This window comes from Mesorhizobium sp. M0029 (assembly GCF_040323735.1).
Lineage (GTDB): Bacteria > Pseudomonadota > Alphaproteobacteria > Rhizobiales > Rhizobiaceae > Mesorhizobium.
In genome coordinates, this window is record NZ_JAMYVF010000014.1 from 117,643 (window position 1) to 137,831 (window position 20,189).

A 20,189-nucleotide genomic window follows, 5' to 3' on the forward strand; every position below is an offset into this window, starting at 1 on the left:
CTGCCGGTTGGCGGTGCGCCAAAGGGAATGCCGGGCTGGATCACGTCCGGGGGTAGCCTATGCGCTAGGCGAATACGGCACGTTTCTGTCATCCATTGTGCATCATGCCGCCCCGAGATAGCCGACAGTCGCACCCCATGACCGATACCGCATCTTCTCCAATCGCCGCACCGCCGATCGTCTCGCCGCGCGAAGAGCGGGTTGGCTTGCTGCTGGTGTTCCTGTCGGCGCTGATGTGGAGCTTTGGCGGCACTATCGCCCGCTTCATCGACACCGCTGACAGTTGGACGGTGGTGTTCTGGCGCTCGCTGTGGGCAGCTGTGTTCCTGATTTGCTTCATGGCCTGGCGCGACGGCTGGCGCGGCATGTTGCGGCTGTTTCGCGACATGGGCCTGCCCGGCCTTGCCGTGGCCGTCTGTTTCGCCACGGCGTCGACGTGCTTCGTTGTCGCGCTCGCCTACACCACCGTTGCCAATATCCTGTTGATGCAGGCCGGTGTGCCGCTGCTGGCGGCATTGCTTGCCTGGGTGCTGTTTCGCGAACGCGTCGCCGTCGCGACCTGGGTGGCGATCGCCGCCGTCATCGCCGGCGTCGCCATCATGGTGTCGGAATCGCTCGACGGCGCCGTATCGCCCATCGGCGACGGGCTGTCGCTGCTGATCGCCGTCATGTTCTCGATTGCCACCGTCATCACCCGGCGCTTCGCCCATGTGCGCATGACGCCGGCGACGTGCCTCGGCACGATGCTGGCAGCGGCTTTCGCCGCATCGCAAGCCACGCAGTTTGCCACGTCGGCCCACGACATGGCTTTCCTGTTTGCCTTCGGCGTCATCAATCTCGGCCTGGGCCTTGCCTTCTTCGCCACCGGCGCGAGGCTGGTTCCGGCGGCGATCGCAGCACTCCTCGGCACGTTCGAGCCGATCCTCGCACCGATCTGGGTCTGGCTCGTTCATGGCGAGGTGCCCTCGGTGCGCACCATCATCGGCGGCGCGGTGGTGGTCGCCGCGCTGCTCGTCCATATCGCGCTTGAATTCAAGCGCCAGGCGAGGCCTGCACGGCCGGGGACCACCGGCCTGCCATCCCCTAATTGACCCGCCTTTCCCTTGGTTGAGCCCGTCTTCCCTAATTACGCCCGTCTTTGCCCAATTACCGAAGCCGCACGCCCGATTGACCGAGCTTCCCCGCGCGGGCCATTGACAACCTTGCTGCGGCACGGGCAGGCTGGGGGCACGGCAACAACAAGACAGGCTTATCTTGCCAAGTGTCCCCGCCGGTCGGACCAAGACCGGACCACAGCGTCGTATCCCTGCCCGCGCCACGGCGAAAGCCTCTGACGGCGTCAGCGCGCCCGCCATGCGGGCACACAGAGCCATCATCTGCCGCTCGTCGAACCGCCCGGACGGCGCTGGCAGTTCATGCTTGTGGCTGCCCGGAAAGCTCAATACTCTGAAGCAAATGCCCAATCGCGCTCGAACAGCGACGACTTGGCGAAGGAACACTCATCAAAGGAGAACAGCATGATCCGCAAAGCGCTCTGGCTTTCGGCAACCTCGGCATTTCTGACGCTTTTCGCCGTCGGCGGCCATGCCGAGGATCGCGTCGTCAACGTCTTCAACTGGTCGGATTACATCGACAGTTCGATCATTGACGACTTCACCAAGGAGACCGGCATCAAGGTCGTCTACGACACCTTCGATTCCAATGAAATCCTCGAGACCAAGCTGCTTGCCGGCGGCAGCGGCTATGACGTCGTCGTGCCCAGCGGCAACTTCCTGGCCCGCCAGATCCAGGCCGGCGTGTTCCAGAAGCTCGACAAGTCGAAGCTGCCCAACATTTCCAACATGTGGGACACGGTTTCGGAGCGCACCGCCAAATACGATCCGGGCAACGAATATTCGATCAACTACATGTGGGGCACGGTCGGCATCGGCTACAACATCAAGAAGGTGAAGGCAGCACTCGGCACCGACAAGATCGACAGCTGGGATGTGTTCTTCAATCCCGACAGCCTGGCCAAGCTGAAGGACTGCGGCGTCTATGTGCTGGACTCGCCGGCCGACATCATCCCGGCGGCGCTCAAATATCTCGGCCTCGATCCGAACAGCACCTCACCTGACGACATCGCCAAGGCCGAGGAGACGTTGCTGAAGGTGCGGCCGTATATCCGCAAATTCCATTCGTCCGAATACATCAACGCGCTCGCCAACGGCGATATCTGTTTGGCGGTCGGCTGGTCGGGTGACGTCTTCCAGGCACGCAACCGCGCGGTCGAGGCCAAGCAAGGCGTCGAGATCGGCTATTCCGTGCCCAAGGAAGGCGCCCAGATGTGGTTCGACCAGATGGCGATTCCCGCCGATGCGCCGCATGCCGCCGAGGCACTCGAATTTCTCAACTACATGATGAAGCCGGAAGTGATCGCCAAGTCGTCCAACTATGTGCTGTACGCCAACGGCAACAAGGCTTCGCAGCAGTTCGTCGACAAGGCGCTGCTGGATGATCCGGCGGTCTATCCGGACGCCGAGACCTTGAAAAAGCTCTATACGGTCCAGCCCTACGATCCCAAGACCCAGCGCCTGATCACGCGCAGCTGGACCAAGATCGTCACCGGCCAGTAAGCAATGCGACATGGTCCCGGCAGTCATCTGCCGGGACCATTCTTCTCTGGGGCAAGAAGCAAAAAAAACAGGACGGAGTGGGACATGAAATCGCTTGGCAGCATCCGCAGGGATTTCGCGCCATGGAACGACCCGAACGCCAAGCCATATATCCAATTCGAGAATGTCACCAAGAAGTTCGGTGACTTCACCGCCGTCAACAATCTGTCGCTGACCATTTTCGAGCGCGAGTTCTTCGCCCTGCTCGGCGCGTCGGGCTGCGGAAAGTCGACGTTGCTGCGGATGCTTGCCGGCTTCGAGGAGCCCACCGCCGGCCGTATCCTTCTCGACGGCCAGGACTTGCGCGGCATCCCGCCCTACCGCCGCCCGGTCAACATGATGTTCCAGTCCTTTGCGCTGTTCCCGCATATGAGCGTGGAAAAGAACATTGCCTTCGGCCTCAAGCAGGAAGGCATGCCGGGACCGGATATCGAAAAGCGCGTCGCCGAGATGCTGAAGCTGGTGAAGCTAGAGCAGTTCGCCAAGCGCAAGCCGCACCAATTGTCGGGCGGCCAGCGCCAGCGCGTCGCGCTCGCCCGCTCGGTTGCCAAGCGGCCAAAAGTCTTGCTGCTCGATGAGCCGCTCGGCGCGCTCGACAAGAAGCTGCGCGAGGAAACGCAGTTCGAGCTGATGGACCTGCAGCAAAATCTCGGCCTTACGTTCGTCGTCGTCACCCACGACCAGGAAGAGGCGATGACCATGGCCGACCGCATCGCCATCATCGACAAGGGCGAGGTGATGCAGGTGGCGACGCCGGCGGAAGTCTATGAAGCCCCCAGTTCGCGCTTCGTTGCCCACTTCGTCGGCAATGTGAACATGTTCGAGGGCAAGGTCGCCGAGCGTGCGGCAAACACCACGCGCATTACCGGCGCGACAGGGGCCCAGATCGTCGTCGAAAACAGCACCGATACAAAGGCCGGTTCCGACATCGTCTTCGCCATCAGGCCGGAGAAGATCAAGGTGTCGTCGAAGAAACCGGCCGACGCAGTCAATGCGCTTGAGGGCGAGGTCTACGACGTCGCCTATCTCGGCGACATGACCGTCTACCACATCAGGCTGGATGACGGCCAGATCATCAGGGCAAGCGCGCTCAACGCTGCACGCGTCACCGATGATCCGCTGACCTGGAACGACCGCGCCTGGGTCTCCTTCCGGCCGGATGCCGGCGTCGTGCTGACACGGTAGGGGGCGGCCATGTCCAACATCGCCACCACCGGCACCGGCCCATCGACAGCGGCCAAACCGTTTCTGACACGGCTCGGCGCCGGCTTCGTCAGCCGGCTCGTCATCATCGTGCCTTATCTCTGGCTGCTGTTCTTCTTCTTCATCCCGTTCATCATCGTCTTCAAGATTTCGCTGTCGCAGTCGGCGATCGCCATGCCGCCCTACACGCCGGCGCTCGATTTCAGGGACGGCATGTCCGGGTTCTTTGTCCGCTTCCGCGAACTCAGCTTCGACAATTATGTCTGGCTAACGCAGGACGCGCTCTACTTCAAAGCCTACGTGACCAGCGTTATCATCGCTGCAGTCTCGACGATCCTGACCTTGCTCGTCGGCTTCCCGATCGCCTACGGCATGGCCCGCGCGCCGGCGACGATCCGTCCGACCTTGCTGATGCTGGTAATCCTGCCGTTCTGGACGTCGTTCCTGATCCGCGTCTATGCCTGGATCGGCATCCTCAAGCCCGAGGGTCTGCTCAATCAGCTGCTGTTGTCGCTGCACATCATCAATCAGCCACTGATCATCCTCAACACTTACACGGCGATCTTCATCGGCATCGTCTATTCCTACCTGCCATTCATGGTGCTGCCGCTCTATTCCTCGCTGGAAAAGATGGATTATTCGCTGATCGAGGCGGCAAAGGATCTCGGCTGCCCGCCGACATCAGCCTTCTGGAAGATCACCTTCCCGCTGTCGCTGCCCGGGGTCATCGCCGGCTGCCTGCTGGTGTTCATTCCAGCGGTTGGCGAGTTCGTCATTCCCGATCTGCTCGGCGGCTCGCAGACGCTGATGATCGGCAAGACCTTGTGGAATGAATTCTTCGCCAACCGTGACTGGCCGGTGTCGTCGGCCGTCGCCGTCATCCTGCTGCTGCTCCTGATCGTGCCGATCATGCTCTTCCAGCAGGCCCAGGCACGCGCCCAGGAGCAGGACAAATGAACGCCACCTGGAGCCGCTTCAACGTCACCTCGGTCGTGCTGGGCTTTGCCTTTCTCTATCTGCCGATCGTGCTGCTCATCGTCTTCTCCTTCAACGAGTCGAAGCTGGTCACCGTCTGGGGCGGCTTCTCGACCAAATGGTATGCCTCGCTGTTCCACAATCAGGGGCTGATGGACGCCACCTGGGTGACCGCGCGTGTGGGTGTCATCTCCGCCACTGTGGCAACCGTGCTCGGCACGCTGGCGGCACTGACCTTGACCCGCTACACCCGCTTCCGCGGCCGCATCCTGTTTTCCGGCATGGTGTTTGCGCCGCTGGTCATGCCGGAAGTCATCACCGGCCTGTCGCTGCTGCTGCTGTTCGTTGCCGTCGGTCTCGACCGTGGCTTCCTGACCGTGACGCTTGCTCACATCACCTTGACCATGTGCTTCGTGGCCGTCGTCGTGCAGTCGCGCCTGGTGTCGTTCGATCGTTCGCTGGAAGAAGCTGCCTTGGACCTCGGCGCAACGCCGGTAAAGACCTTCTTTCAGATCACGCTGCCGGTCATCATGCCGGCCATCGTCTCCGGCTGGATGCTGGCCTTCACCCTGTCGCTTGACGATCTGGTCATCGCCTCCTTCACCTCCGGGCCTGGCGCCACCACGCTGCCGATGAAGATCTACAGCCAGGTGCGGCTCGGCGTGACGCCGGAAATCAACGCCGCCTGCACCATCCTGATCGCCGTCGTGGCGGTAGGCGTCATCATCGCTTCGGTCGCCAACAAGCGGCGTGAGGTGCAGCGCCAGCTCGACGAACAGGCCGCGCAGCGCGGTTGATTGCGTCAAACGAGGGATAGGGCGGTTCCGGTAAGGGACCGCCTATTCGCCTGAGACGCCGCGGCTGATCGGCGAGATGAACGGCGTGCTCCAGGTGCCGCCGACGAAGAATGACGACTGGTTGGATCCCTGCTGGCCATTGACCGGTGCCGCTGCCGGGTCGGCCTGGGTGACACCCCCCGAAAGCGCCAGCCCGCGTCCGCCGTAAGAGGCGATGCCGGACAGCCAGACCTTGTATTTCGCCGAATTGGCCTCGGCCTTGTCCAGCCTTGCCACACCCTTCGAGATGGTGGCCTTGAGCTCGGCGCCGTCCATCGGCAGTGTCCCGTCCGAGACGTCGTCGAGCGCGAAGAAGCCGCCCTGTTCCGTGTGCTTCAGAAATGCCGGCAAATTGAGCCCGCTCAGCGCGCCAGGCCCGAACGTCGCAGAGACCGAGCCGTCCGCGTTCTCGAAGATCGAGTCCCAGGATTTGCCCGGCCCTTTGAGAATGACCGAGACAGTGCCGGTGCTGGCCGGCACCAGCCGCGTCATTCCGGCCGCGGTGCCGAAAGCGGCGCCGTCAATGTCGGAGGCGAGCAGCCGGATCTCGACCTGCGAGCCCTCCGGTTTGCGGTCGAAACGCAGGCTACTTTGCACGTTGCCGCCAAAGGCCGACGCATCGGAGATATCGAAGACGGCAAGCCCGTTCTTCACCTGCGCCGTGGCGGCGACGTCGGCAAGCTGGATTGCGCCGGCCGAGGCATGCGCCGCTGACAGCCTCAGATCGAGATTGATCCGGTCGGCGAAGCTGGTGTCGATTTCGCCGGGACCGGTCTCGCCGGTCGGCGCCAGCGGCGTGAAGGCCGAAAACAGCGACCTGAGGTCGAGCGTATCGAAGGCGAGTGTGCCTGATATCACCGGCAAGGCGTCGCCGAACGAAAAATCCAGCGCCCCCATTCCCGGGTTGTTGTCGAGCGTCACCGCGGTGTTTTCGAATTTGACGCGGCCGGCGGTCGCCGTGATCTTGCTCGAAATCGAGACCGAACCGATCGCCGTACCAGGAGCAATGCCGGCCTGCGACCATTCCAGCACGCGCCGCAGCGAGGGCGCGGCGAATTTCGCCTGGCCATCGAAATAGGCGTTTTGCGACATGCTGGCCGTGCCGTCGAACGAGAAGCTGGCCGGCGCTGCCTTGAACGAAAACGTGACCGGTGCGGCGCCGCCGGCAAACAGCACCAGCGGCTTGGGCGAGGCGGCATCGACGGTGACGCTCTCGCCGCGCCAGATTCCGGTCGCCGACAAGGTCGCGTTGCTGTTCATCGCTGCCCAGCTCGCCTGGCCGGACAGGCTGGTCAGCAATTCGACGTCCTTGCCGCCGACGGAGGCGACCATGCGGCCGTCCCTGAATTCCACGGTGCCGAACGGATCGGCGGGCAGCTTGTTCAGATCCGGCTTCGTCGGATCGGCGTTGACCACGCCGCGCGCCGTGTCGATGGAGCGGGTGATGCGTCCGCCCGTTGGCATGGCGGGCAGGAATATGCCGTTTGCGGCGCGCTGGACCCGGATCGTCGGCCGCACCAGCCGCGCCGTCGAAAACACCACATCGCCCTGCAGCGCCGCCATGGCCGAAAGGTCGACCTCGACCCGTTCGGCCTCGATCACCGGCGGCGCGTCGGTCTCGGTCCACTGCGACAGCGTGACGTCGCTCAATATGGCGCGGAACTTCGGCCACACCTCGATGCGCGGCGAACCGGCGATGGTGACCCTGAATCCGCTCCACGCGCTCATCTCCCAGGCAATGCGATCGCGCACGATCCGGGTCGAGGCAATCAGCGGCAGAGCGGCGACGACCAGCGCGATGACGAGCACGGCAACGCCGATCGCCCATATTCCGCGCCGGATCAAAGGTGATGGCATATTGCCCCGGTTGCTTTCATTCCGATAAAAATCGCCTGACGGGTGTAACCGCCAGTTGTCACCACGCCTTCCAGTCGTCACTACGACTTAGGGCTGAGGCATTTCAAGTCTTTATGGCCCGGCGATGGCAATTGCGCACACATGGCCGAGTTTAGCGGAACAAAATCTTGCTCTGCCGCACGGTGGTAGGCATAAGCGATGCAGCTTCAGCCTGCTACGAGGCGCGGCGTTTTTGGGACAGCGCGCCTGTAAAGCTGAGGCTAGTGCATGTCGCCCGGAAGAGTGCAGCGGTTCCGGGACAACGACGTGCATCAAAACAAAAGCATATCTATCTTGCGACGCGACGGGCTTCAAGGAGGATCGATAATGGCTGCCGAAGCACCGCTCTGGACCCCGACGCAAGACCAGATCGACGCAGCACCACTGACCGCGTTCATGAAGGCAGCAGCGGCCAAAAGCGGCACATCCTTCGCCTCCTACGCCGAACTGCACCGCTGGTCGGTCGAGGATCGCGAAGGCTTCTGGAGCCTGCTGTGGGACTTTTGCGGCATTGTCGGCGACAAAGGGACCGATGGGACGGTGCTCGTCGATGGCGACAAGATGCCCGGCGCATCGTTCTTTCCCGATGCGACGCTGAACTTCGCCGAGAACCTGCTGAAGAAGACCGGTTCCGGTGACGCGATCGTCTTTCGCGGCGAGGGCAAGATCGAGCGGCGGCTGTCGTGGAACGAACTGCACCAGCTGACTTCGCGCTTTCAGCAGCTTTTCCTGTCGCTCAAGGTAAAAAAGGGCGACCGCATCGCGGCGATGATGCCCAACATGCCGGAAACCGTCGCCGCCATGCTGGGGGCCGCCTCGATCGGCGCGGTCTGGTCGTCCTGTTCCCCCGATTTCGGCGAGCAGGGCGTGCTCGACCGTTTCGGCCAGATCGAGCCGGTCATATTCATTGCGCCGGACGGCTATTGGTACAATGGCAAGGCAATCGAGGTAGCCGACAAGATCGCTGCCGTTGCGGCGAAGCTCGAAACCGTCCGCAAGGTCCTGATCGTCGACTATCTCGGTACCTCGCGCGATATCGCAGCGATCATCGACAAGGCCGTGGCGCTCGAAGAGGCGGTGTTACCCTTTACCGCCAAAGCGGTCACGTTCGAGCGGCTGCCGTTCGCGCATCCGCTCTACATCCTGTTCTCGTCAGGTACCACTGGCATTCCCAAATGCATCGTCCATTCGGCCGGCGGCACGCTGGTCCAGCATGTCAAGGAACACCGGCTGCATGCCGGACTCATCGAAGGCGACCGCTTCTTCTACTTCACCACCTGCGGCTGGATGATGTGGAACTGGCTGGTGTCGGGCCTGGCCTCGGGCGCCACGCTGCTGCTCTATGACGGCTCGCCCTTCCACCCCGACGGCAATGTGCTGTTCAGCTTCGCAGATGCCGAGAAGATGACCTTTTTCGGCACCTCGGCCAAATTCATCGATTCCGTACGCAAGGCCGGGCTCAAGCCGATCCGCAGCCATGATCTGTCGTCCGTGCGGGCGATTTCCTCCACCGGCTCACCGCTGTCGCCGGAGGACTTCCGCTTCGTCTATGACGGCATCAAGAAGGACGTGCATCTGGCCTCGGTTTCCGGCGGCACCGACATCGTCTCCTGTTTCGTGCTCGGCGTACCGACGCAACCGGTCTGGACCGGCGAGATCCAGGGTCCCGGCCTCGGCCTTGCCGTCGATGTATGGGACGATGACGGCAAGCCGATCCGCGAGCAAAAGGGTGAGCTGGTCTGCACAAAAGCGTTCCCGTCGATGCCGATCGGCTTCTGGAACGATCCTGAGGGCAAGAAATACCAGGCCGCCTATTTCGAGCGCTTCGACAATGTTTGGTGCCACGGCGACTTCGCCGAATGGACCGCGCATGGCGGCATGATCATCCACGGCCGTTCCGACGCGACGCTCAATCCGGGCGGTGTGCGCATCGGCACGGCGGAGATCTACAATCAGGTCGAACAGATGCCGGAGATCCTTGAGGCGCTGTGCATCGGTCAGGATTTCGACAATGACGTCCGCGTCGTGCTGTTCGTGCGGCTGGCCGCCGGCGTGACGCTGGACGAGGATCTGGAAAAGCGCATTCGTTCCAAGATCCGCAGCGGCGCCAGCCCGCGCCACGTGCCGGCAAGGATCGTCGCCGTCAGCGACATTCCGCGCACCAAATCGGGCAAGATCACCGAGCTTGCAGTGCGCGACGTGGTGCATGGCCGCGCCATCAAGAACAAGGAAGCGTTGGCCAATCCAGAGGCGCTGGAGCTGTTCAGGAACCTGCCGCAGCTGGCTGAGTGACGCGGCCGGGATGGTTAACCAGATATGTCGGTCGAATTTACCTAGATTTCATGAGTGGTACACATTCGTAAATTTTTTGGACGGCCGGTAAGGAGTTGTTAAGGCCCGGCGCCGATAGTCGCACGTAACTTGAGGGAGAAATCCCGTTCCTCGTCCCCTGAGGATCAGATTCGCTCAAGCCCCCGTTGTGACAGCAAATCCCATTTAAGGCGTCCTGTTGGACGCCTTTTCTTTGTCCGGGATTCTCGCCCGGGAATGGCCGGCCCTATTCGGCCAGCACCCGCGTCGACGGGAAGGCGACCTCGACCAGCGTCCCTTCGCCCGGCGTCGAGGTGATGGTGAAGCGGGCGCGGTTGGCTTCCACCATCGCCTTGGTCAGCGGCAGGCCGAGACCGGTGCCGTCGCCACGCCCGCGCTTCAGCGCATTGATCTGCTTGAATGGCTTCAGCGCCTGCTCGATCTCGGCATGGCTCATGCCAATGCCGGTATCGCGCACCCGCATGACAACGTCGCCGGAGGTTTCATAGGCGGTCGACACGATCACCTGTCCGCCGGCTTGCGTATAGCGAATGGCATTGGACAGGATGTTGAGCGCGATCTGGCGCACGCTTCTGAGGTCGGCGACCACTTCGGGCAGTCGCGAGGCGAAGCTGGAGCGAATGATGACACGCTCGCGGTTGGCCTGCGGCTGCATCATCGCCACCGTCTCCGCCAGCGTATCGTTGAGCGACACCGCCTCGTAGTCCATTTCCTGCTGGCCGGCCTCGATCTTCGAAATGTCGAGGAGGTCATTGACGAGATCGAGCACATGGTTGCCCGAGCGGTTGATGTCTCTGAGATAGTCGCGGTAGCGGTCATTGGCTACCGGGCCGAACTTCTCGTCCACCATCAGCTCGGAAAAGCCGATAATGGCGTTGAGCGGCGTGCGGATCTCGTGGCTGATGCGGGCGAGGAAATCGGTCTTCTGCGAGGAGGCGCGCTCGGCCACCGCGCGCGCCTGGGTCAGATCCTCTTCGGCCCGCTTCCACTGCGTGATGTCGCGCACCACGGCGCAGAAGCCGCTGTCATTGGGCAGCCTGCCGATGGTCATGAACAGCGGGATGAAGCGCCCTTGCGCCTCGCGCCCGATCACCTCGCGGCCATCGTTCATCACACTCGCCACGCCGGGCTCGGACAGGCCGTTCAGATAGTCGCGCGCCGCGCGCTGGCTTTCGATGGCAAACAGCGAGGCGAACGGTTTACCGGTGACGTCGTCGCTGTCGAAGCCGAACAGCGCCTCGGCCGGCCGGCTGATCGAGCGGATGTCGCCGTCGCGGCCGATCAACACCACACCATCGGTCGCGGTGTCGATGATGGTGCGCATCTCGGCAATGCGCGCTTTGAGTTCGGAGACATCGGGCTGCGTCTGCTCCTCGGCTGCGAGATGCGCAACCATCGGCGGCTCGTTATCGCCGGTACGTCGCACCACCAGCATCAGCGCCTTGCCGGCGCGCCACGGCACCGAACGCAAAATGGCTTCGATCGGAAATTCCTGGCCCTCGCGCGTCTTCAGTTTGAGTGTGTGGTCGCTTTCGCCGGCCATTTCTGAATAGGGATCGGCAAACAGCGCGTCGAGCCCGCCGGCGTCGCTCAGGTCCTCAAGCGTGTCATAGCCGGTCAGGCCGAGGAATTCCTCATTGGCGTAATGAAGCTCGTCGCCCGAATGGATGAGCAGCGGCACCGGCAGCTTGCCGAGGATCGACGTGTCAGGGGCCTTGTGTTCATCTCCGGCCGAGAATGCCGAAGGCATGAACCCCTCAAGCTTGAGCGGCGGCACTTTCAGGCGCTGTGGTTCTGCCGGCACTGTGTCCGCATCGCCGGCCTTGTCCCCGTCTTCCACGGCGGAATCGGTCGCCTCGTCGGACGGCGCCCAATCCTCATTGTCCTCGGCATCGCGGAAGTCGGCCGACGTCATGCTGTCGTCTTCACCGGCATTGGCCGGCGTCTCGGCAACAACCGGCTGTGGCTCTGCGGCCTCGACGATCTCTTGGGCTTGCGTATCATCCGGTTCGGAAGCCAGCGCAGGTTCGTCGTTGGACGACGTTGCTTCCGTACTGTCTTCGGTGACGGAGCCTCGTTCGGGATCGGCATAGTCGAGCAGGGAGCGCGACACTGTCGGCGCCTTCGCCTCGCCTGCTTCGCCGTCCGCAAGGCCGTCGTCCGGCTGCTCGCCGTCAAGCCGCGCGAGATCCTTTTCGTCCTCGGCATCGCTTTCCGGCGGTTCGGCCTCAGCCGTTTCATTTTCGGGTGCGGTTGCCGATGGTTCAGCCACGGCAGCCGGGCCGGCTTCGCCCGGACTCGAGACCTCGGCGGGCCGCCGGGCTGGCGCGGCTGTTTCAGCCTGGTTCGCCTCGACATGATCCGGCTTGAGCTCATCTGCCTTGGCCTGGTCTGGCGTTACCTGATCCGGATTGGCCGGTTCGGCCTGCTTGGCAGTCTCCGGCTGCTCCGGCGGGGGATTGTCCTTCTTCAGCCGCTCGCCGATTTCGCGGAAAGCGCTGCGCTCCAGCGTCGACAGGCCCCTCTCGCTTGTCGGCTGCTTGTCGTTGGCGGGCTGCCGATGCTCGGCCAGCCGGATGACCTTGTCGGCAAAACGACGTTCCTGCTTCGGCACGATGGTCAGCGCCGGCACTTCGCCCTCGAACGGATCGGCCGCCCTGGGAGCTTCCGCCACGGGCTGTTCCGGGGCCGGCTCAGCTGCTGCCGCTGGCGCGCCATTGGGGACCAGCGCCATGCCGATTGCTTCCGGATCGACCACCGCATCGCCGGCGCGGGCGACGCCGAAACCACGAAAACCTTCGAAGGCGCGGCTGCGGCCATAGACAGGCAGTGCTGCCAGATCGACCGGTATCTTCAGGTCGGAGCCGGCAACCGGCCACAGTACCGAGCGGCCCGACCAGGTGTCGCGCCGTTCAAGCAGGCCCGCGATCTCGCCCGAGGCGTCGAGGCCGAAAGTTGTCGCGACGTCCTTGAAGCGGCGGCCGATCACGTCGGCGGCGGCTTTGCCGACAATGTCGCCGAATTCCGGCGACAGCGCGCTGAACTTGCCGTCGGCGTCGGTGCGCCAGACGAAGCGCAGCGGCGGCGCCGAGCGGTCGACCTCACGTTTGGCGGGAGGCGCAGCCGGTGGGGCTGCGTCAGAGGGCAGGGCGGGCGCAGCGGCACTGCTGTCCAACTGCGCACTCTCGGCCGGGGAAACAGAGTCCGGCTCGGCCTGCGCCGGGCTGTCCGGCTCGCCCGCCTGCGGCTCTTCGCCGGCATGGAAGTACCAATGATCATGTTGCGCCGGCGCGCTGTCATTCGCCGCCTGCTCGCGGCCGGTCGTCTGCTCGCGATGGTCCGCCTTTGTATCGGTGGACGCCGAAGCATCATGCTCGGTGGCAGCCGGACCTGTCTCCCCGACATCAGGTGCGGCCGCGAGTGGGGCGCCCTGATTCCCGCTTGCGGTGGGCTGGTCAGCCACCGCATCCACCGTTACCGCGTTCTCCGCGGCGGCTTGCGCCGGGCCATCGTCGACCTGCGCTGCAGCAGGTTCGGCATCCAGCTCGCCGACAGGATTTTCCTCACCGAGCTGATCCTCGTCGATGACCACCAGCAGATGCCTGGACTCGGTCAGGCGCGCGAAGCCGGCCGGATAGGACGTGGCGCCGCCGGGGACCAGCCGCTTGACCATGCGGTCGTCCTGGCTCGCCACGTCGGCGACAAGCGCGGCCAGCGTCTCAGGTCGGATGGCGAGCGCGCCAAAGCCATCCGAAGCCGCCTCGACAGTGCCGGCGGCGTCGACAAAGGCGATGAAATGGCCGTCTTCGGTAAAGCCGCTGATCGCGCGGGCCGCAATCTCGGCAGCACTGCGCGAGCCGGCCTGCGCTGCCGGCACCACCAGCATGATGGCGCTTTCGCCGTCCGGCATCGTGACCGCACTGGCCAGGAAGCCGACGGCGCGGCTGGTGATGCCGGTCGCCAGCCGTACCGTAATGGCGCGGTCGCTGCCGATCTGCGGGAAGCCCGCGGTCGCCATGATCTGACGCCTGGCGATCAGCGGCAGCTGTGCCGAGGCGCCGATGATGGCCTCGATATCGGGATAGCCGAACACCGCAGCGCCCGGGCCGTTCGCCCAGATCACCTGTTCGAGGTCGGCCGACAGAATCGCGATCGCGTCGCCGGCGGCGAAGCGCTGGCGAACCGCATCGAGCACGGCGACATCGAGGAAAGAGTAGTTCTCGGAAGGCATGCGCTTGGCGGACCCTTTCGGTGAAACCTCTTGGCGAACCCCTCTTGGCGAACCTACAAGGCGGGCAATTTGCAGTTAACGCTTTGTTAATAAAAGCCCGCGCGGCGAAGGTCCACAAGCCATGGCGGGAAGCAGGTGGAATCTCTGGCCACTTGGTTAACAGCCCCTCGGAATGCCCTTGGGTAACCTCTTGGGGTAACGCATGGGAAGAAATTATGGTGCACTGCAACAAAGATATTGCATCGCACAAAAAAACCGCTATATTGCCATCATACATGAACGAGACGGCTTTTTGTCAAAGCCGCTACCCCGAAAGGATGGAAAATGACCAAGGCCAAGACCGCTGAGACCATCGAAAACGTCGAATTCCCGAGCTTCGACGCTTCCAAGGCAACCGACCAGATCCGCGCTTTCGCCGAAAAGGGCGTCGAGCAGTCGAAGGAAGCCTACTCCAAGCTGAAGACCGGCGCCGAAGAGACCCAGAAAGTCCTGGAATCGACCTTCGAGACTGCCAAGACCGTTTCCAGCGACCTGTCGCTCAAGACCATCGCCGCTCTGCGCGCCAATGCCGAAGCCGGCTTCTCGCATCTCGAGGCCCTCATCGGCGCCAAGTCGCTGTCGGAAGTGGTCGAACTGCAGACCGCCTTCCTGCGCAAGCGCGTCGAGACCACGGTCGAGCAGGCCAAGGACTTCCAGGCTGTTGCTTCGAAGGCTGCCGAAGACGTCGCCAAGCCGGTCAAGACCGCTTTCGAGAAGGCCCTGAAGGACATCAAGGCCGCCTAATAATTGCGCACAACTCTGCGATGCATCAAAACGTCGCATTTCGTCAGACAAATAGGTGTGCGATAGAGTTGTCCAAATGAATACCCGGCGAGTGGAACCTCCTCCCTCTGCTCTCCGGGGTGACCAGCCAGCACCTCCTCCCGCTGGCTCGTAACAGGAAAAGGCCGGCACCTCCTCCCGCCGGCCTTTTTCTTTTGCCGAAGAAACCGGCGCCTGTTGGCAGAACCGGCTTTGCCTTATCAAAGGCCTTGAATTAGTCTCTGATAGACCGTATTGGACGCATCGCCGAACGACAGAGCGGATCTCGGAGAATGAATTTTCACCACGATCTGGCTCAGGCGAACGTGCCGTTGTAGCTCAGATGGTTAGAGCGCCGGATTGTGGATCCGGAGGTCGCTGGTTCGATCCCAGCCAACGGTACCATCGAATTTCCCGCTAAAGTCTTGATTGCCGATCCCGACGATCCACGAGAGATCAAGACCTGTATGGCCCTGTCGGCAGGGCAGGAAGACCCTGACTGCGCACACACACCGCGGTGCGGATACCCGCGCCGCAGCTTAGGTTTCATTTTACTCCAGCGGTTCGTCGGTCGGCCGAGGCGTCGTGCCTGCCTGACGAGGACGGCCGGCATTGCGATTTGCAACGCGGCTGTCGAGCGGCGATCTGGACGCTTGCTGGGCGCCAGCGGTCTTGGGTGCCGTCGGCTTGGCGCCGGAATCGCTGTCTTCAGCATCGCGACGGGGATGTGGCAGGCCGGCGGCCTCGGGCGATCTGACCGAAGGTGTGGCGGCCGGGTTTGTCGATACGGGTTTGTCCTTGGCCATTTTCAACTCTCGCCTTTTCAGCATGCAGACGGCCGGACAACAAAGTCGGGCCACTGGGGCAGAACGGTCAGCCGTGCGGGCGCATCACGACTTTGATGCAGCCGTCCTCCTTGTCGCGGAAGGTTTTTGTAAAGCTCGGGCCCGGCCTCGAGGCCAGCCCGATGGGTGATCACGAATGACGGGTCGATATCGCCGTTCTAAACTTTCTGCAGCGATGTCGCGTTCATCCCGGATCGTCGGATCGGCCACCTGTTCGCAGCGTATGTCGCCTTTGCCGTGCCATGTGAGGGCCTGCATGTGCTGTTCCTTGAGGACAAGCTCTATGAGCCGAACTTGGCTTGATGTGAAATGTTCCCGCTTCGAACGAGCATCCGGCCTCAACCCTTGGCGGCCGAGCCGGGTTCGGCCATGCCGCAATGCTGCTCGGCCAGGGTGCCGGCCGGCGTGCCATGCGCCGCTGCAACCTGCAGCTTGTTTTTCCAGCCGCTGATCGCCTGCTGCCACGACCGCATCCCTGATCGCTTCGCAGGGCAGAGGTTTGGCGCAAGCGCAGGATCTGCTATCGCGCCAGCATCGCGGCGACAACGAACACGACGGCGGCAACGACGACAAGCGCGACAATGGCCAGCACCGGGCCGTTTTTACTCGGGGCCGGAGCGCGCTCGTCGTCCGGCCGCCGCATTGCATTGGCGAAGCTTGCTTGATTAGCGAAAGCCGGCGTGCCCGTCGCTGCGGGAACCGGCACGGCGCCGGTGTCTGCCGCTTCGGCATCGGTTTCCATAGGCGCCGCCGCCGGGTCGAATCCCGGCGTCTTGTCCTCTGTCACCCCAGACTGAATATCGCCTCTGTCTTCGGCCGGGTTACGTTCGACGTTCATGATTATGCTCCTGCCGCTGGCCCGGGCTTCCCCAACCGCGAGCGGATCAGGATGTTCCATTGGGCGGAATCGCCGACAAAGAGGAGCAAATTTCAGATAGCCTTCAAACAGATGTCCCTGGTGGCAACGCGGGCCTTGCAACCGGTCAGCACCGGATTGGTGGTCTCGTTGTAGTCGGCCATGGTCGGCAACCCGGCAGATTCGGCAAAGTTCCAGTCTGGCTCGCAATGCCCGCTTACGCACACCGCCGCTCGTTAACCTTGAGCTGGCTCGTTCCAGCCACTCCAACCCAAATTGCCAGTCCGGCTCCCGGCGGCGCGCTGTTTGGATTCCGTGGGAACATCAACAGCGCCAGCGAGTTCGGTATGTGCAGCAAGTTCCCTGTTCGCCGCATGGCCGACTGCCGGAGCCCTTGACTGCCCGCGTCTTCGCTCCTGGAGCGCGGGCCACTCCTCTTAGCCCAAGGTTGCGATCATGAGCAGAAACATTCCGGAAAAGCGGGCCAGGCAGGGTGGCTTGGGGCGACCGGTCCTTGGCGTGCTCTTGGCAGGCCTTGTCTTGGCGCTCGTTGCCTGGGGGATCGCTGAAATCTATGGCGAGCAGGCTAAGACACCGGCGACGCAACAAAACAGCCGGGTTCCATCGCCAGATACTTACAGCCCAAATCCTGGCCAAACGGACCCTGCAAACTCCAAGGCCGATGATGTGAATGGCGAACCGGTGGACCGAAATCCCAAGCTCGACAAGGATCCCACGCCGCGATCAAGCACTGGCGGGGATCAGCCAGGAACGCCGCCAACTCAACCTGCTTCGCCATAGCGTTCGGACCTGTTGATGAAAACAATCCAACAGCAGATGCGGAAATTTGGAGCGGCGATTTCAGCCAAGTTCAGGTGCCCGGGTCTGTCAATAATCGCCGACGCTCTCTGATAGCTGAAAGTCACGAAAACCTCCGCTGATTCTTACCGCTTGCTGGATGGCACTGGCGGCTCCAGACCGACTGCGCGCTGTGTCACGCCGGCAGAGCTTTGCACCTCTGGGCGCTTTTGAACTTGCAAGTCGATGGAATCGGGCAAGCTGGGTGTAGATGATGCAGTCGTCATCTTATCGAGGTCCGGCAGCAACACCATCTTTGCGTAGCGTGGAGGAACCAGATGGCCTCCGAAAACAGCGAATATCCCGCACACGAATAAAGCGAGAAGCAGGGCCGTAAGCACATCTGTGAAAATCTCGACAAATCTCATGTGCTCGCTCCGCGCGTAAGGATCCCGCCGCGCTCTCGACAGTAAGAGCGGCGGGATCCTCAACCGGCGATGAAGGGACTTTGATCGACGGTCTTCTCCTAATGTGGCTTCCGGTTGCGTGTTCCCTGGTTCGGACCTTATCCACCGACTATGGGACTAAGGTCCGGAACCTAAATGGAACCAATGGGGAAGAGCGGAATCCATGTGCCTTTAAGAGGCTTCAACCTGAGGGCACGACGGCTGATCGTCAGCCTCCCGCCAGAGACAGTCCACGGGCGCGCTCGCGCAGCAACGCAAGCAGTTCGTCGCGCCGTGGCTCCGGCGTGTCGACGGGTAACACCAAACACAAGGTCCTTTTGATGGCGCCGTGGCCGTCACGGATGGGGGCCGCCATGCACCAGGTGAAACGGTCGGCCAAGGCTGTGGTCTCGCTGAAACCCTGCCGGTGGGCCAAGGCAACATCGGCAAAGAATTCGGCTGGTGCAATGATGCGGCCGTCGGGAAGCCTGTAGTCGCCAGATGGGATGAAATCCCTCAACTCTTGCTCGTTCATATGGCCGAGGAGCAGCCGTCCGGATGCCGTCCATGGGATCGGCACCTCAACCCCAACATCGCTTGAGATCCGGAACGGGCCTGGGGAATCTCGGCAGTCAAGAACGACGTATTTGTTGCCACGCAGGCCGCATAGCTGGACCGTCTCGCCTGTCTCGGCGGCCAACTTATCCAAGGTCTCGATGATGCGACGGTAATGGGCATTGTGATGTGAGTAGGCCCAGCCGAACAGATGCATGGCGCGTCCGAAATAGACGTAACCTTCACCGCCGACGTTTTCGAGCATTTCGGCGTCGAGCAGGCTGTTGACGATCTCGTAGGTGGTCGAACGCGGCGCGCCGATCATTTTGGCGATGTCGCCGACGCGCATTGGCGCGCGGTGCCGCAGCAACGCCTCGAGCAGCATGATGACGCGGTCAATGCCGCGTCGTCGTTCGCCGTTGCGCGGCTCCGCGCCGGCTTCCTTCCCGATCGCATCGTTAGTGCCGTCGCTCATGACCATCCGCCAAAATCATTTCGTTCTCGTCTCAAGGCGCTTGAAAGATGTCAAGGCTCGGTCTAGCATCCAATTTGTCCGATATACAGACACATTGTCTGAAATACCAGACAAACTAACGAGCCTGACGCAGACAAATCCCGAGGCGACACACGGTTTCCAAAATCCGGCGACCGACGGGTTTCCTCGCCTTGTTCTGCACGTCGAGGCCACAACCTCTGAAGGGAACAGTCATGATGAAATCACCGTTTTTCGCATCCGCCAGCGCGCTTTGCCTCGGTCTCGTGCTGAGCTTTGGCGCCGGCTCGGCAGCCAATGCCGCCGCCAACTGCATCAAGGGCGACCGCAAGGCGCCGTACACGATCGGCTGGGCCAACATCTATTCCGTGCCGACCTGGATGAAGCAGACCCAAGGCACGATCGAAGCCGAAGTCGAGACCCTGAAGAAGCAGGGACTGGTCGACAAGCTCGTCGTCACCGACGCTCAGGGCGATGCCAACGTCCAGATCCAGCAGATCCAGTCGATGATCGATTCCGATGTCGACGCCATCATCCTGATCGCCGGTTCGTCGACCGCACCTGCACGCGTTCTGGCCGATGCCTGCGCCAAGGGCATCGCCATCATCAACTTCGACAGCCTCGTCGATACCGACAAGGTCACCGCCAAGGTCAATACCGATTCTTCGCAGTGGGGCGACCAGGCGGCCAAGTTCCTGATCGACGCTATCGGCGGCAAGGGCAAGATTCTCATCCTCAACGGCCCGGCCGGGGTTTCGGTCAGCGATGACAGACGCAAAGGCGCCGACGCTGAGCTCAAGGCCCATCCCGACGTGACGGTGCTTGCCGAGACCAACACGCCCTACAACGTCGCGCCGGCACAGGAAGCCGTCACCAGCCTGCTCTTCGCCAACCCCGAGATCGACGGCATCCTGTCGCTCGGCGGTGCTCTGTCGGCAGGCGCCGTGCTGGCCCTCGACAAGCAGGGCCGCGAACAGGTGCCGATCACCGGTGAGAACGCCCGGCAGTTTTTGGAACTCTGGAAAGAAAAGGGCTTGAAGAGCTGGGCGACGATGCAGCCGAACTGGCTCGGCGCCTTCGCCACCTACACCGCCGTTCAGGCGCTGGAAGGCAAGGATGTGCCGGCTTTCGTCAAGATTCCGCTGCCGGTGATCGACAATTCCAACATCGACGAATACCTCGCCCGGGCCAAGGACTTCCCGGCTGACGGCTACATCTTTTCTCCTTACGATGAGGAGCTGTTCAAGAAGCTGCTGGCTCAGAAATAAG

General features: G+C 62.5%; 14 protein-coding genes, 1 tRNA gene and 2 pseudogenes. 9 read left to right on the forward strand and 8 right to left on the reverse strand.

The window, feature by feature from the left end; translation table 11 throughout:
- Nucleotides 1–137: 137 nt before the first annotated feature.
- From NKJ76_RS22310 to NKJ76_RS22330, 5 genes are all read left to right on the forward strand, one after another.
- Nucleotides 138–1,091, forward strand: a complete 954-nt coding sequence (locus NKJ76_RS22310; RefSeq protein WP_352538370.1) for a DMT family transporter — start codon at nt 138–140, stop codon at nt 1,089–1,091.
- Nucleotides 1,092–1,517: 426 nt separating this feature from the next.
- Nucleotides 1,518–2,615, forward strand: a complete 1,098-nt coding sequence (locus tag NKJ76_RS22315) for a polyamine ABC transporter substrate-binding protein (RefSeq protein ID WP_023681872.1) — start codon at nt 1,518–1,520, stop codon at nt 2,613–2,615.
- 84 nt (nt 2,616–2,699) lie between these two features.
- Nucleotides 2,700–3,839 (forward strand): ABC transporter ATP-binding protein, encoded by a 1,140-nt coding sequence (locus NKJ76_RS22320; RefSeq protein WP_352538371.1) that lies wholly within the window; start codon nt 2,700–2,702, stop codon nt 3,837–3,839.
- Nucleotides 3,840–3,848: 9 nt separating this feature from the next.
- The gene (locus NKJ76_RS22325; RefSeq protein WP_352538372.1) at nt 3,849–4,814 is read left to right on the forward strand and encodes an ABC transporter permease subunit; all 966 of its coding nucleotides are present in this window, start codon (nt 3,849–3,851) and stop codon (nt 4,812–4,814) included.
- A complete protein-coding gene (locus NKJ76_RS22330) occupies nt 4,811–5,629 on the forward strand; it encodes an ABC transporter permease (RefSeq protein WP_023669326.1) in 819 nt (272 codons plus the stop codon). Before NKJ76_RS22325 ends, NKJ76_RS22330 begins: the two co-directional genes overlap by 4 nt.
- A 42-nt stretch (nt 5,630–5,671) precedes the next feature.
- Here the strand turns inward: NKJ76_RS22330 and NKJ76_RS22335 are convergent, their stop codons facing one another.
- A complete protein-coding gene (locus tag NKJ76_RS22335; RefSeq protein ID WP_352538373.1) occupies nt 5,672–7,525 on the reverse strand; it encodes an AsmA family protein in 1,854 nt (617 codons plus the stop codon).
- A gap of 366 nt (nt 7,526–7,891) precedes the next feature.
- On the opposite strand from NKJ76_RS22335, the gene NKJ76_RS22340 reads away from it, so the two are divergent.
- The gene (locus NKJ76_RS22340) at nt 7,892–9,856 is read left to right on the forward strand and encodes an acetoacetate--CoA ligase (protein ID WP_352538374.1); all 1,965 of its coding nucleotides are present in this window, start codon (nt 7,892–7,894) and stop codon (nt 9,854–9,856) included.
- Between the two features lie 265 nt (nt 9,857–10,121).
- On the opposite strand, the gene NKJ76_RS22345 is transcribed toward NKJ76_RS22340, so the two are convergent.
- Nucleotides 10,122–14,126: a PAS domain S-box protein gene (locus NKJ76_RS22345; protein WP_352538375.1), complete on the reverse strand. Its 4,005-nt coding sequence runs from the start codon at nt 14,124–14,126 to the stop codon at nt 10,122–10,124.
- 324 nt (nt 14,127–14,450) lie between these two features.
- Here NKJ76_RS22345 and NKJ76_RS22350 point away from each other — a divergent pair, with 324 nt between their 5' ends.
- Nucleotides 14,451–14,909 carry a phasin gene (locus NKJ76_RS22350; protein WP_023746256.1) on the forward strand — a complete coding sequence of 153 codons (459 nt, stop codon included), beginning with the start codon at nt 14,451–14,453 and terminating at the stop codon, nt 14,907–14,909.
- Between the two features lie 346 nt (nt 14,910–15,255).
- Nucleotides 15,256–15,332: transfer RNA gene (locus NKJ76_RS22355), tRNA-His, on the forward strand.
- A gap of 146 nt (nt 15,333–15,478) precedes the next feature.
- Here the strand turns inward: NKJ76_RS22355 and NKJ76_RS22360 are convergent.
- The 6 genes and pseudogenes from NKJ76_RS22360 to NKJ76_RS22385 form a co-directional block, all read right to left on the reverse strand.
- Nucleotides 15,479–15,733, reverse strand: a complete 255-nt coding sequence (locus NKJ76_RS22360) for a hypothetical protein (protein WP_023823649.1) — start codon at nt 15,731–15,733, stop codon at nt 15,479–15,481.
- A 67-nt stretch (nt 15,734–15,800) separates the two neighbouring features.
- Nucleotides 15,801–15,927 (reverse strand): annotated as a pseudogene (locus tag NKJ76_RS22365) (glutathione-dependent formaldehyde dehydrogenase); the annotation flags it as partial.
- A 183-nt stretch (nt 15,928–16,110) separates the two neighbouring features.
- Nucleotides 16,111–16,224, reverse strand: a pseudogene (locus NKJ76_RS22370) (SDR family NAD(P)-dependent oxidoreductase); the annotation flags it as partial.
- Between the two features lie 68 nt (nt 16,225–16,292).
- Nucleotides 16,293–16,610 carry a hypothetical protein gene (locus NKJ76_RS22375; protein WP_031208350.1) on the reverse strand — a complete coding sequence of 106 codons (318 nt, stop codon included), beginning with the start codon at nt 16,608–16,610 and terminating at the stop codon, nt 16,293–16,295.
- A gap of 962 nt (nt 16,611–17,572) precedes the next feature.
- Complete coding sequence (locus NKJ76_RS22380; protein WP_031193250.1) at nt 17,573–17,854, reverse strand: hypothetical protein; 282 nt, start codon at nt 17,852–17,854, stop codon at nt 17,573–17,575.
- Nucleotides 17,855–18,101: 247 nt separating this feature from the next.
- Nucleotides 18,102–18,908: an IclR family transcriptional regulator gene (locus tag NKJ76_RS22385; protein WP_023723361.1), complete on the reverse strand. Its 807-nt coding sequence runs from the start codon at nt 18,906–18,908 to the stop codon at nt 18,102–18,104.
- 227 nt (nt 18,909–19,135) lie between these two features.
- Between NKJ76_RS22385 and NKJ76_RS22390 the strand changes: the two genes are divergently transcribed.
- Nucleotides 19,136–20,188 (forward strand): ABC transporter substrate-binding protein, encoded by a 1,053-nt coding sequence (locus NKJ76_RS22390; protein WP_023723360.1) that lies wholly within the window; start codon nt 19,136–19,138, stop codon nt 20,186–20,188.
- The last annotated feature ends 1 nt before the right edge of the window (nt 20,189 follow it).

Bases quoted from the DNA above. Each gene is read 5' to 3' on its own strand.
- NKJ76_RS22310 (WP_352538370.1), top strand. From the start codon at position 138: ATGACCGATACCGCATCTTCTCCAATCGCCGCACCGCCGATCGTCTCG.
- NKJ76_RS22315 (WP_023681872.1), top strand. From the start codon at position 1,518: ATGATCCGCAAAGCGCTCTGGCTTTCGGCAACCTCGGCATTTCTGACG.
- NKJ76_RS22320 (WP_352538371.1), top strand. From the start codon at position 2,700: ATGAAATCGCTTGGCAGCATCCGCAGGGATTTCGCGCCATGGAACGAC.
- NKJ76_RS22325 (WP_352538372.1), top strand. From the start codon at position 3,849: ATGTCCAACATCGCCACCACCGGCACCGGCCCATCGACAGCGGCCAAA.
- NKJ76_RS22330 (WP_023669326.1), top strand. From the start codon at position 4,811: ATGAACGCCACCTGGAGCCGCTTCAACGTCACCTCGGTCGTGCTGGGC.
- NKJ76_RS22335 (WP_352538373.1), bottom strand. From the start codon at position 7,525: ATGCCATCACCTTTGATCCGGCGCGGAATATGGGCGATCGGCGTTGCC.
- NKJ76_RS22340 (WP_352538374.1), top strand. From the start codon at position 7,892: ATGGCTGCCGAAGCACCGCTCTGGACCCCGACGCAAGACCAGATCGAC.
- NKJ76_RS22345 (WP_352538375.1), bottom strand. From the start codon at position 14,126: ATGCCTTCCGAGAACTACTCTTTCCTCGATGTCGCCGTGCTCGATGCG.
- NKJ76_RS22350 (WP_023746256.1), top strand. From the start codon at position 14,451: ATGACCAAGGCCAAGACCGCTGAGACCATCGAAAACGTCGAATTCCCG.
- NKJ76_RS22360 (WP_023823649.1), bottom strand. From the start codon at position 15,733: ATGGCCAAGGACAAACCCGTATCGACAAACCCGGCCGCCACACCTTCG.
- NKJ76_RS22375 (WP_031208350.1), bottom strand. From the start codon at position 16,610: ATGAACGTCGAACGTAACCCGGCCGAAGACAGAGGCGATATTCAGTCT.
- NKJ76_RS22380 (WP_031193250.1), bottom strand. From the start codon at position 17,854: ATGAGATTTGTCGAGATTTTCACAGATGTGCTTACGGCCCTGCTTCTC.
- NKJ76_RS22385 (WP_023723361.1), bottom strand. From the start codon at position 18,908: ATGGTCATGAGCGACGGCACTAACGATGCGATCGGGAAGGAAGCCGGC.
- NKJ76_RS22390 (WP_023723360.1), top strand. From the start codon at position 19,136: ATGATGAAATCACCGTTTTTCGCATCCGCCAGCGCGCTTTGCCTCGGT.